This window comes from Micromonospora sp. R311 (assembly GCF_056780015.1).
On record NZ_JBSWCE010000008.1, the window covers coordinates 141,094 to 153,391 of the forward strand.

The 12,298-nt window shown below is 74.8% G+C and carries 10 protein-coding genes; 1 reads left to right on the forward strand and 9 read right to left on the reverse strand.

Annotated features, from left to right (window positions below; all coding sequences use genetic code 11):
- Nucleotides 1–2: 2 nt before the first annotated feature.
- A complete protein-coding gene (locus tag AC1WTP_RS09085) occupies nt 3–740 on the reverse strand; it encodes a hypothetical protein (RefSeq protein ID WP_481648766.1) in 738 nt (245 codons plus the stop codon).
- Nucleotides 737–3,277 carry an FtsK/SpoIIIE domain-containing protein gene (locus AC1WTP_RS09090; protein ID WP_481648767.1) on the reverse strand — a complete coding sequence of 847 codons (2,541 nt, stop codon included), beginning with the start codon at nt 3,275–3,277 and terminating at the stop codon, nt 737–739. Before AC1WTP_RS09090 ends, AC1WTP_RS09085 begins: the two co-directional genes overlap by 4 nt.
- 197 nt (nt 3,278–3,474) lie before the next feature.
- Here AC1WTP_RS09090 and AC1WTP_RS09095 point away from each other — a divergent pair, with 197 nt between their 5' ends.
- Nucleotides 3,475–4,029 (forward strand): hypothetical protein, encoded by a 555-nt coding sequence (locus tag AC1WTP_RS09095; protein ID WP_481648832.1) that lies wholly within the window; start codon nt 3,475–3,477, stop codon nt 4,027–4,029.
- A gap of 2 nt (nt 4,030–4,031) precedes the next feature.
- Here the strand turns inward: AC1WTP_RS09095 and AC1WTP_RS09100 are convergent, their stop codons facing one another.
- The 7 genes from AC1WTP_RS09100 to AC1WTP_RS09130 are packed head-to-tail and all read right to left on the reverse strand — an operon-like array spanning nt 4,032 to nt 12,259.
- Nucleotides 4,032–4,634: a hypothetical protein gene (locus AC1WTP_RS09100; protein WP_481648768.1), complete on the reverse strand. Its 603-nt coding sequence runs from the start codon at nt 4,632–4,634 to the stop codon at nt 4,032–4,034.
- 13 nt (nt 4,635–4,647) lie between these two features.
- Entirely contained in the window at nt 4,648–5,817 is a 1,170-nt protein-coding gene (locus AC1WTP_RS09105) for a M23 family metallopeptidase (protein ID WP_481648769.1), read from the reverse strand.
- Entirely contained in the window at nt 5,814–6,371 is a 558-nt protein-coding gene (locus AC1WTP_RS09110) for a hypothetical protein (RefSeq protein ID WP_481648770.1), read from the reverse strand. The genes AC1WTP_RS09105 and AC1WTP_RS09110 overlap by 4 nt, the downstream gene beginning before the upstream one ends.
- The gene (locus AC1WTP_RS09115) at nt 6,368–8,287 is read right to left on the reverse strand and encodes an MFS transporter (RefSeq protein WP_481648771.1); all 1,920 of its coding nucleotides are present in this window, start codon (nt 8,285–8,287) and stop codon (nt 6,368–6,370) included. The genes AC1WTP_RS09110 and AC1WTP_RS09115 overlap by 4 nt, the downstream gene beginning before the upstream one ends.
- Nucleotide 8,288: 1 nt before the next feature.
- The gene (locus tag AC1WTP_RS09120; RefSeq protein WP_481648772.1) at nt 8,289–11,534 is read right to left on the reverse strand and encodes an ATP-binding protein; all 3,246 of its coding nucleotides are present in this window, start codon (nt 11,532–11,534) and stop codon (nt 8,289–8,291) included.
- A gap of 34 nt (nt 11,535–11,568) precedes the next feature.
- Nucleotides 11,569–11,931, reverse strand: a complete 363-nt coding sequence (locus tag AC1WTP_RS09125) for a hypothetical protein (RefSeq protein ID WP_447134050.1) — start codon at nt 11,929–11,931, stop codon at nt 11,569–11,571.
- A gap of 13 nt (nt 11,932–11,944) precedes the next feature.
- Nucleotides 11,945–12,259: a hypothetical protein gene (locus AC1WTP_RS09130; protein WP_088996416.1), complete on the reverse strand. Its 315-nt coding sequence runs from the start codon at nt 12,257–12,259 to the stop codon at nt 11,945–11,947.
- Nucleotides 12,260–12,298: the final 39 nt, after the last annotated feature.

The window sequence follows — 12,298 nt, forward strand, 5'->3', positions numbered from 1 at the left end:
GCTCAGCCGGCGAGCAGCGCGAGCAGCAGCCCGGCGGTGACCAGCACCGCCGGGACCAGGCAGACCAGCGCACCCAGCCGGGTCGTCCGGTCGGTCCGCCCGCCCGGACGCGCCGGGAAGAGCCGCCCGGTGCCGATCCAACCGGCCGCGAACGCCACCGCCGGCATCGGCAGCCCGCAGATCAGCGCCGCCACGCTCGCCGGGCCCGGCCCGGTCGCGACGTAGACCACCACCTGGATCACCGGCACCAGCAGCGCCAGCGGCGCGTACACCAGCAGGTTGCGGACCCACGCCGGCCAGGTGGCCGGGCTGACCGGACCGCGCGCGGCCAGCGCCGCGTCCGCGGCGTCCGCCCGGCCGTGGGCGGCGCGCAGCGCGGCCAGCACCGCCGCCGGACCACCCGCCATCGACCGGGTCGCCTCGGTCAGCTCCGGCGGCGTGGGCACCAGCGAGATCGGCGGTACGCCCAGCTCCCGCAGCCGCGCCTCCTGCGGCGCCAACCGGGTGCGTACCGCGGTCAACTCCTCGCGGGCGGCCTGCACCGACCGGGCCTGCTCACCCGCGGCGGTGACCGCGTCCCGCCGTACCCCGTCCAGCTGCCGGGCCGCGGCAAGGTAGTCCGTCCAGGCGGCGGGGACCGGGTCGGCGCCGGTCGGTTGGGCCGGCACCCGCCGCCCGCCGTCGCGCTGCCGGCCGGGAACGGCGGGCCCGGCCCGGCCGCGCGCCTCGCCACCGGTCATACCGCTCCCTCCTCGGCGAACGGCACCAGCACGGTGCCCCGCTCGCCCGGCCCGTCCCAGAGCACCGCCCGGCCGGGCCGGGGCCGCCAGTCGACCGGGCGGCCGAAGACCGCCGCCAGCTGCGCGCCCGGCACGTCCACCGCCGCCACCGCGGCCAGCTTGTCCACCGCGCCGTCCGCCGGCTCCAGCAGCGCGGCGAACGGCGGCACCGTGCGCCACCAGCCGAGCACGTGCAGGCCGGCGGGCGGCCCCTCCCGCAGCAGGGCCCGCAACCGGGCGGCGGGCAGCCGCTCCGGCGACGCGCCGTCCACTCCGAAGATCACCAGGTAGGCCGGCTCGCCGGCGTCCGCGACCGCGAGCAGGCCGGGCACGTCGACCGTGTCGACCGGATGCCGCGCGGCCAGTTCGGCCGCCAGCGCGTCGGCGACCGGCCGGGCCGCGCCGTCCGCCGCCACCAGCACGAAGCGGGCGCCACCGGGCGGGTGGTGGGCGGCGGCGCTGCGGGCCGCGGTGACCAGGAGCCCGGCCGCCTCCGGCCCGAGGACGGCCAGGTTCCGGCCCGCCGCCGGCCCGAGCGGCACCGCCACCGTGGTACGGGCCACGTCCACCGCCCGGCCGAGCAGGGCGGCCGGGCCGTGCGCCTGCCCGGCCAGCGCGGCCCGGTGCCGGGGATCGTTGCGCAGCAGCGGGCGCGCGTAGCCGGCGAAGACCACCGGTGGTCCCGACCCCTCCGGCCGGGCCGACCAGAGCCGGTGGCGCAGCCGCTCCACGGTCTCCGGGTCGTCCTGCGGGTCGGGGAAGCGGACCATTCGCTCGTGCCCCCGGATCGCGCCCCGGGGACCGCCCAGCCCACCGGCGGTGTTCACCACGGCGCTGCCCACGGGCAGCCCCGCCGCCGAGTCGTTGGTCGGCTCCAGCACCGCGCCACCGCCGGGCAGCGCCACCCGCACCGGGAACTGGCCGAGCATCGAGTCGCGGTGCCCGCCGTCGGCGCGCGAGCCCAGCCCTAGGTCACCCTCGCCGGCGAGGACCAGGTGGATGCCGTACGACCGGCCGCCCCGGGCCAGCGCCTCCAACCGGGCGGCGGCGTCCGTGGCCAACCGGTCCCGCTCGGCGAAGAGTCGCGGAAGATTGTCCAGCAGGCAGACGATCCGGGGCAGCGGCTGGTGCGCCCGCAGCTCGGCGTAGCGCTGGCCGCCGGCCCGGCGCCCGGCCTCCTCGCGGCGGTGCAGCTCCGCGGTCAACTGTTCGAGCAGGTCGAGCACGTACTCCCGGTCGGCGGCCATCGCCGCGGCGCGGACCTGCGGGACCCAGGAGCGGTCCCGCTCGGTCTGCAGGAACTCCACGAAGGACTCGCCGTGGCCCAGGTCGACCAGGTGCAGGGTCAGCTCGTCCGGGCCGTACCGGGCGGCGAGGCCGAGCAGCGCGGTGGTGAGGAAGGTGGATCGGCCCGTCCCGGACCGGCCGCTGACCAGCCAGTGCGGGGTCAGTTCGGTGAAACCGAGCGACACCGGACGCCCGCCCGCGTCGCCCACCGTGGTGGAGATCCCGTCGACCGAACCGGCGGTCCACAGCTCGGCGTCGTCCGGTGGCAGCAGGTCGCCCAGCGACAGCCGGGAGCCCGCCTCCACCTGAGCGGCGAGCCGCCGGCAGACCGCGTCGACGAGGTCGGCGGGCGGGTCCGCCTCGACGAAGACCGGCGAGTTCAACCCACCCGGCGGCTCCGCGCCGGGACCGGCGAAGGAGGCCCCGGGCGGGTCGCCGAGCAGCGCGTACGCGGTGCGCATCGCCAGCGCGGTGGCCTGGGGCAGCGGCCCGCGGCCGGGCCGGGGCCAGCCGGCGACCACCAGGTGCAACCCGGCCGAGCGGCCCTGCTCGGCCAGGGCCTCGATCCGGGCCAGGTCGGTCGGGCCGGTCGGGTCCGGCAGCGCGGCGATCACCAGCAGCAGCGTCCGGTCGTGCCGGCGGCGGCCGCTCGCGCCCGGTGCGACCCACTGCTCCGCCTCGGCCAGCACCGCCCGCAGCCCGGCCACGTCGGCCACCGGCGGCGGCAGCAGGCCGGCATCGGCGAGCGCCGCGAAGGGCGCCAGCGTGCCACCCGCCGCGTCCACCGCGCGGACCAGCAGCGCTCCGGCCGGGGTCGCCGCCAGCAGCCGCAGCAGTACGGCCCGGAGCAGCCCGGCCACCCGGGGGTCATGCGCGTCGGCGTCCACCGTGAGGTGACCGGTGCCGAGCAGCGGCACCAGCGCCGGGAAGCGGGCGTCGTCCAGCGGGGCGGCGACGCCGACCCGGACGAACGGCGGGGGGCCCTCGCCGGCCGGTGCGGCCGGGGCGAGCGTCTCCAGTGGAGCCCCGGACCAACCCGGGGCCAGCAGCGCCGCCGCGGTACGCAGCCGCTCGGCCAACTCGTACTGGCGGCGCTGGTCGGCCGGGGCGGGACGGGTCTCGTCGAGGATCACCGCGGCGGCGGCCGCGGTGGCGGCGGCCCGCCGGTGCAGGGCGGCGGCGCGGTTGGTACGTGCCTTCGGACCGGCCACCCGTCCACCCCCTCTGCCCGAGGCTGGCAACCCCGCCAGTGACGGTATCCCAGGTCGAGCCGCTCCCGGCGGATGCGCGGCGGCGCTGCGTCGGTGTTGTCGTGGATCTCACCGGTGCAGCGGGGGCCGTCACGATCCGCTGAATCTGGGGCATTGGGTCCGGAGCGGCCAGCGGCTAGCCTCAGGGAGTGGAATCAGTGCAGCCCCCCGCCGGTTCCCAGGTCTCCCGCGTACCGGCGCAGCGGATGCCGCCCGAGCAGTTGGCGCCGCCTCAGGCCAGCCCGGCGCCGGAGCGGCCACGGCGGCGGCTGCGCACGGTCCTCACGGTGGTCGCGGGGGTGCTCGCGGTGCTCTGCCTCGGCGGGGTGGTGGCGGGGTTCGTGCTGTACAACCGGGCGGCCACCCCGGACCGGAGCGCACCGGACGTGGTGGTGGTGAGCTATCTGCAGGCCGCGCTGGTTTCGCGTGACCAGGGTCGAGCTGCTCTTTTCACCTGCGACGGATCACTGCCCTCCATCGACAGTTTTCGCTCTAATTTGGAGCGGCGCGAACAGGAGTTGAGCGTCGGCTTTTCCATCAACATCGAGAATGTCGTGGTTTCGACGAGTGGGCCGGCGAAGGCGACCGTCATGGCGACGATCCGGCGGAGTGCCTCCGTCGACGGCGTTCAGCAGAGCCTGACCGACGCTTGGCAATTCGAGGTGGAGGATCGGGACGGCTGGCAGGTCTGCGCCGGCGCGCCCGTCAGCTGACCTCATTCAATCCACAGTAGGTGGACCGGGACCTCCAGGGTGGTCGGTGACTGGCCGCGCCAGGCCCAGCGGTACCACTCCACCTCCGGGGTCACCCGGACGCAGATGTCGCCGTCGGCGCCGGAATAGGTCTCGGTGACCGCCCGCAGGTCGCGGTGCTCGACGGAATCGACCACGTGCACGACCCGGCGACCGCTGACCGAGTCCGCCTCGACGACCGGCGTCGGCGGGCGGTGCGTCGGGGTGTCCAGGGAGACCAGCCGGATCCCGCTCTCGTGCTGCCCGCCGGCGGCCGCCGGCCGGGTGCCCACGGTCTCCACCCAGACCCGCTCCACCGGCACCAGGGGGGCGAAGACCTCCACCTTGTCGGCCTCCGCGCGGTACCACTCGTGCTCCGGAATGACCGGGACGTAGGTCCGGCTGCCCTGCACCACGCGCTCGTCGGCACGCAGGTCGCCACGCCAGCCCAGCCCCGGCAGGCCGACCAGCACGCGTCGGCCCCGCAGCTCGACCCGGCCGGTCGCCGGCACGACCTCGATCGGTCGCGGTGGTGCCGGCGCCCAGTCCGGTTGGTCCGCGAACGGGTCGGGCAGCGGGTCCTTCATGGCACCGAGCGTCTCATCCCGCGTGCTTGAGCGGCGCGCCCCGCGACCGCATGAACGGCACCGGGTCGATCGCGCTCCGGCTGCTTCGGTCGCCGTCGGTGTGCACCTCGAAGTGCAGGTGGGGGCCGGAGGAGTTGCCGCTGCTGCCCACCTCGCCGATCACCTCGCCGGCCTGCACCGTCTGGCCGACCCGGACCCGGGGCTTCGAGACCAGGTGGCAGTAGCGGGTGATCGTGCCGCCGGCGTGCAGGACGTCGACGAACCAGCCGCAGCCGCCCTTGCCCGGCCAGCCCTCCACGTCGCAGCTCAGCCGGCCGCCGTTGTCCGGGTCGCAGCGCGACACCAGGACCCGACCGGTGGCCGCGACGTGGATCGGGGTGCCTGTCGGGGCGGCGATGTCGACCCCGTTGTGGCCGGGCCGGCTCGCGGTGCGGAAGCCGGAACCGACACCGCCCGGGATCGGAGCCGTCCACCCGGAGGCGGCGATCTCCGCGCCGGAGGCCGCGTCGCACACCTGCCGGTCGCCGATCTGCGCCGTGCGGGCCGCGCCGCCGGCCAGCGCGTCGACGATCCGCGAGGCCAGCGTCTCGTGCTTGGCGTACGCGTCGGGGAAGGCGCTGATCTGTACCCTCTGCGCCGCCCGGGTCAGCGGCATCCGCTGCCATCCGGGTACGTCGAGCAGCTTCTCGTAGAACTTGCGGGCTGCGTACTCGGGGGTCATCCGCTGCGCGACGCTGCCCCAGCTGGCCCGCTGCTGGAACAGGCCGACGGAGTCGTGGTCGGCGCCGACCCCCTCGTTCGGGAGGTCCCGCGACTGCCCGACCGTCCGGTTGGCCAAATTTCGCAGGCCGGACTCCTGCATCGCGGTCGCCACCGCGATCACCCAGCCGCGCGGCGGCACCTTCATCTCCTGCCCGACCTTGATGATCCGGGCCGCGTTGCGCAGCTGGATGTCGCCGTACTCCGACATGCGGGGCATCTTCCCGGTCGCGTTGACCTGGAAGTTGTCCGTGCATTCCTGGCCGGCCAGGGTCAGTTGCTCGCCGGCGTCGCCGCCCAGTTCGGTGAGGAAGAAGGCGGCCGTTCCACCGGCACAGCAGAGCAGGGCCAGGGTCCCGGTGAGGAAGGCGGCCAGCGCGCCGAGCCGGAGCCGTCGCCGGGGCGGTCGCATCTCGTCGCTCATGCCTGCTCCCAGTCCACCGCGTCGACCAGCCACTGCCCGTCGGGGGCCACCAGTTCCAGCCGGAGGCGTCCGGTGTCCAGCGGCACCAGGGCCTCGACGAAGGTCTCGGTGCGGGGCCGGAGCCTGACCTCACCGGTCACCTGCTCGGCCGGCACTCCCGCCGGCTCGGCGCCGGCGAGCTTCTCGGTCAACGCCGGGGTGGAGAGCGGCCGGAGGCCCTCGTGCCACTGATCGGTGGTCAGGCCGGGCCTGCCCAGCCACGCGGCGACGAAGCGCTCCGCCGTCTGCTCGGGGGTGCGGGCACCCGGGCGGGTGACCGGCGAGGCCGGCGCGGCGGTGGTGATCGCGCCGTCGTCGCCCGCGTGCGGGTCGACGGTGGTGACCGGCTGGCTCGGCCGGTTGGCCAGGCCGGCCGTCGGGTCACCGGGGCCGGCGACCAGCCGGGCCGCGCCGATGATGCCGAACACCACCACGGCGATCGCGAGCGCGATCCCCAGTCGGGACCGCAGCGCCCGGGTGACCAGGAACTCCAGGGCTCGTCGCACCGCACTCACCGGGCCTCGGAGCGGATCCGGGGAGTGGGCCGATCGGGGGTGCTGTCGGCCGTGCCCGGACGGTAGATGACGTAGGACGGGCTCTCCTCGGGCACGTCCGGCTCGGTCCAGGCGGCCCGGCGGCGGGGCCGGGGCGCGGCCGGCCGGGCGCCGCCGCCCCGGTCCTCCGGTGCGGTCGCCTCGCGCGCCGGATCCCGGCCGTCCGGCCGCTGCCGGTCGGCACCGCCGGCGGCGTGCGCCGGATCCTCGTGCCGCGCCTCGGGACGCAGGCGGGTCTGCTCCGCCACGACGGTGCGGCGCCTGCCCATCGCGGGCTCGGCGGTGCCGCCCGGCTCCGCCACGTCCAACCGGGCGGCGGTGCGCATGTCCCGGAAGAAGCGCCGGTGCCAGGAACCGGCCGAGCTGACCGCCTCGCTGCTGTCCTTGCCGCCGAGTTGGGTGATCCGGCGGTAGGGACGCAGCAGCAGCCAGCCGACCACGCCGCAGAGCCAGACCAGCACCACCTGGAGCCAACCGGGCAGCGTGGTCGTGCTCATGATGAGGTCGACCGCGAAGAGGTAGATGGCGGCCCCGGTGCCGAAGATGGCGATGTTGAAGACCGCGGCGACCACCGCGTTCGCCAGCCGGCGCAGCCCCGCGCTGGCCGGGCGCAGCAGGCCGACCGTGCCCAGGATCGGCGCCGCGATCACCGCCCATCGGAAGATCAGGAAGCCCAGCAGCACCAGCACCGACGCGGTCAGGTCGAACATCGCGAACAGCACCGAGGCGAGAACGGCGATGAACCCGGCGCCGACCCGGTCCATGTCCCGCACCCCCTGGAGGTACTCGTACGCCTCCGGGTCCTCTATCCGGATCTGCTCCGCCACCTTCATCCACTGCTGCTGTTTCGCGGAGATGGTCGCCTGGCGGGTCGCGGGATTGGCGCGCATTGACCGCGCCTCACCCCAGGTCAAGGACCGTGCGTCGTACAGGGCCGGTCCATACTTTTTGGCGGTCTCGCTGTCCGCGGAGCCCAGGACGCCGCGCAGCCAGTTCCGGTAGAGCATGGATTCGGTGGCGGTGTCGCTTGCCCGGACGGCGGGAGGGCGATGGTCCTTGCACCGGTCCGGATTCGGATCGATGCACCGGCCCGGCGCCACGTCCCTGGCCTGTGGGCCGACCGCGTCGTGGACCACGCCGAGGGTGGTGACGAGGGTGCCGTCGGCGACGTTCGCCGACTTGACCGGCCAGGCGGCCAGGGCGGTGACCGCCACCATCACCAGCAGGGCCCAGCCGGCGGTGGTCATCGCGTTGCTCATGTCCGACTGGCGGGAGCGCCAGAGCAGGTAGAGCCCGACCACACAGAGGGTGACGATGCCGAAGACACTGAACACCTTCTGGTAGACGGCCTTGGTGGCCTTCTCCACCAGCGGGTCGGCCCAACCCCACATGGAACGCGGATCCCAGGCCCGCTCACGCAAGGCGTTCGAGGCTCCGATCACCGCCGTTGCGATCATGAACTCGCCGTTCGCGATGGTCGTGGTGAACTTGTAGTCGGGATGCAGCACCGGCGCTGCGCAACCGACGTCGTATGTCGTGTAGCTGTAGCCCGCGTATCCGTAGAGGCTGTACCGGCCGGTCACCCCGCCGGTCGCGGCCTCCGGAGGCGCGCTCGCGAACCAGCCGGCGAGCCCCGCGTCAGGGGTTCCCGGCGTGGGTGCCTCGAGACAGTCGGCCCGAGCCGCGGATACGTCCTTCAGCTTGGCGACGCAGGCGCGGAAATCGGCCTGCCACTCCGGCGTGGTGCAGAGGTCGGCCGCGGCTTGGGCGGTGACGACCGGGGCCGCCGACGCCGGTGTCGCCCCGACCGCCGGCCAGCCGATGGTGGCCCCGGCGAGGATGCCGAGTGCGAGGAGAAGCGCCCGGGCCCTCGCCATGTCACGCCTCCAGGTCCGGCACGGTCGGCAGCACGCCGGTCGCGGCGGCGACCGCGGCGGGTGTGGTGTCGAGGTGGTCCAGCAGCCCCTCGACGTACGAGACGTCGACCCGGACCTTCTGCACCCGCCCGTCGACGTCGCGCATCACGAACTCACGGAAGCCGAGCCGGCTGGCCGAGGTCGCGTCCGCGGTCGACAGCGAGGCGAGGGTCGCCTCGTAGCCGTCGTTGACCGGCACCCGGAGCAGGCGCAGCGCCTCGGAGGCGATCTCGGTGTCCTCGGCGATCCGGCCGACGAAGACGGTGGAGACGAGATTCTGCACGTCGAGGCCGAGGATGTCGCGTGGGTTCTGCGAGGCCACCAGCGCGGCGAGGTTCCACTTGCGGGAGTCGCGGGCGAGCCGGACCAGGAACGAGCGCCCGGAGCGCCAGCCCTCCATGAAGTGCGCCTCGTCCAGCCCGACCAGCTTCCGGGAGGACATCGACCCGCCGTAGCAGCGGCGGACGGCGAGCCGGTGCGCGGTGTGCAGCATCGGCAGGGCGAGCGCCTCCTCGGCCGACCAGTACTCCCGCTCGATCTTCAGGTCGGGCAGCCGGAGGCCGGCCATGGTGATCACGGTGAGCGCCGCGTCCGCGCCGAGCAGCCCCTCCGGCGGCCGGCCGAAGAAGAGCATGGCCAGCGGCATCTCGGCGGTGTCCAGCAGCAGGTTGGCCAGTTCCTTGCCGGCGTCGTCGTCCACCTGCCCGAGCATGGTGACCACGTCGTCCAGGGTGGAGGTCTCCTCCGCCGGCACCTGGCGTACGGCGTGCCGGAAGAGGGTGGCGGTGCTGGCCTCCCGGGCCACCTGGGGCGGCACCAGCATCATGCAGATGTCCTGCACCAGCATCCGCCGCTCCGCGCGGGCGTTGGAGACGGCGATCTCGAACTCCCGGTCGCCGGTCGCGCCGGGGCCGAACTCGCTGCGCAGCGGGGTGGGGATGAGGGAGTACGGCGCCAGGGTGCCGTGCTCCGACCCGGTCAGGTTGAGCACCCGCGAGTACGGGCGCAGTTCCGGCATCGCGCAGAGCCGGGCCAGCGGGCCGGACGGGTCGAGCAGGGTCACCTGCACGCCGCGCCGGGCGGCCAGGTAGCCGAGCGCGCCGAGCAGGGTGGACTTGCCGCCGCCCGGCTCGGCCACGAAGACGGCGAGCCCGGACCGCTCGCGTACCTCCATCGGGTAGTGCAGGTCGAGGAAGACCGGCCGGCGGCAGGTGCCGGCCGTCCGGCCGATCAGGTCGCCGCGCCGGTCGCCGACGGTGGACGCGGCCTGCGGCAGCGCCGCGGCGAGCAGGTTGACCGGCATCCGCCGGACGTAGCCGGTGTTGGCGATCGGCTCGCCGGGGATGAACTCGCGGGCCAGCCAGTCCTGGTTCTTCGGGTGTTGCAGCGAGATGCGCAGCTCGCGGGAGTAGAGCTGGACCAGCCGCCGGGCCCGTTCCAGGCACTCCTCGCGGGTGCGGCCGCCGACCGCGATCCGGTGCCAGCCGTGCGCGCGGGCGGAGTCGACGGGCAGCCCGGTGGTCATCTCGTCGCCGATCACCAGCGCCCGCTTGGCCAGCCGCTCCAGCTCCGGCGGGGCGTCGATGCCGTGCTCGGCGTAGTCGAGCTGCTGCGAGCGGATCATCCGCAGCCGGTGTTCGAGGTTACGGAAGGAGTCGCCGGGACCGAGGATGTCGACCCGGGTGGAGATCTCCATCGGCCAGGGCAGCCGCTCGTGGAAGTGCAGCCAGGGCTCGTGCCGCTCGGGGATCTCCAGCGGCTCCATCCGGCCCACCGCCAGCACCGCGACGTGCCGCTCCTCACCGGTCACCCGGTTGACCAGTTTGACCGTCGAGCCGTACGGCGTGCGGTAGCGCTCCACCTGCTCGGTGAGGGCCAACAGGTCGCCGCGTTCCCACCGGCCGTCGGTGACCGGGGAGAGCGCGCCGGGCGGCGCCATGCAGAGCGCCACCGAGCGGTAGAGGAGCCACTCCAGCTCCTGCGCGGTGACCCGCCGTCCGCGCATGCCGAACGCGCCCAGCACCTCGTCGAACTGCTCGACGGTCCGGCCCAGTCGGCGGCGTTCGCCCTCGGCGACGCCCCGGCCGAAGGTGCGCAGCAGCCGTTCGGTGAGCGAGTCGCCGAGCGACCGCCGGGCGAAGGTGACCCCGAGGTAGGTCTGGCCCTCGGCGTGGTTGACCGAGAGCAGGTGTCGTTGGGCGGCCACCAGGTGGTCGGCCCAGCCCGGCGTGCCCGGCACGTCGGGCAGCGGTGCTCGGGTGTGCGCGTCGATGGTGCGGGCCCACTCGTCGGCCGGGAAGGGCCGGGTGGTGCGCCGCAGGTGCAGCCGGAAGCCGGCGAGGCCCGCGTACTGCTCGGAGATCGCCGAGAGCAGCGCCTCCCGCTCGGCGTCCGGCCGGAACGCCCAGCGCACCTCGGGCAGCCAGTACCAGGCGGTGACGGTGTTCGGGGTGAAGGTGAGGTGCCCGGCTATCTCGGTGATGGCCAGCTCCACGGCCGGATCGCGGTCACCGAACTTGATCTTCGGTGGCTTGACCCGGATCGGCTTGGCCGGCTCGTTGCGTCGTGCGGCGGCGCGCTGCCGGGGCGGGGCGACCTCCCGGGTGGCGGGCCGCTCGGGCAGTTGCCTCGCCGCCCGCCGGGCCGGGCGGGCGGGCGGCTCGGGCGCGTCGGTGGCCGGGCCGGCCGATGCCGGCTCCGGCTCCGCCGGCGGGCGCACCACGGGCAGCCGGTCGCCGGGCTGCTGCGGCACCCGGCGGCGGGCCGGCGGCTGGTACGTCGGGGCGGCGTCCTCGACGGGTGCGGGCGGCGCCGGGGCGACCTCGGTCGCCGCCGGCCCCGCGGGCAGGGGCGCGGGGGTCGGCTGTTGCGGGATCGCCGGCTGTTCACGCTCGGCGCCGCGGCGGGGCCGCGCCGACCGGGCCGCCCCCGGGTGGGCCGCGCCGAAGAGGTCGAGGAAGGGGGAGTCGATGTCGGCGCTGTCGCTCGTGGACGGTGCCGGCGCGGGCTCGGCGGCGGCCCGGCGCGGCACCGGGCGGGGTGCCTGGAAGACGCCCACCCCGCCGTGCCCCGGTGCGGGCACCAGCGCCGGGTCGAGGGTGGCCTCGTCCAACTCCGGATCGTCGGCGTAGTCGAACGATCGCGCACGGTTACCGGGCGGGGCGGCCGGACGCCCGGCCGGGGAACCCGGCGTGGAAGAGCGGTTCATGCGATCGCCTCACCCGCGTCGTACGACTGCCCGGTCATGCCAGTTCCTCCCGGATCCTGATCCGGCTGCCGACCAGGCGGGGATCGCGCTGTTCGGCGGCCGGCTCCCGGGTGCGCCGCCAGTCGGTCAGCGCGGTGCGGATCACCATCCGCGCCGGCCGGTCCGGGTCGACGTACCGGAAGACGAACGAGGTGGTCACGATGGCGAGCGCGATCTCCCAGGCCGGGAAGAGCTCCACCTTCAGCGTGAACAGCCAGTGGATGAACATGTAGAGGGGGACGAGCAGCATGAACAGCCCGTACTGGGCGTACGGCAGGTGGACCGGAAGGGTGTAACCGGGCGGCCCGAGGTAGACCAGGCGAGCCCGGTAGATGTCGTCGTCGGTGCGCAGCCGCATGTCGAGCCCGCGCCTATTCGAAGATCAGGTCGATCAGGTAGTCGCCGATGAAGAAGAGCGTGGCCGCTCCGGCGATGAACGCGAGCCCGACGATGGCGATGGCGGAGCTTGTCAGCACCTTGGAGATCTCGCCCCGGCTGGCCCGTCCGATGAAGATGACGCCCAGGACGGCGAGCAGGATCGGCGCGATCTTGCTGGCGAAGAAGGTGACGACACCCTCGGTGTCGATGCCCTTCGGCGCCGGCTCGGCGAGTGGAGTCGACGCCAGGGTGGAGAGCAGGTGGGCGGCGGTGGACGATGCCGTCTCCATCAGCTCGATGGCGATCACTGGAACCTCCCCAAATCGCGGCCGGCGGCGCCGCGGCGG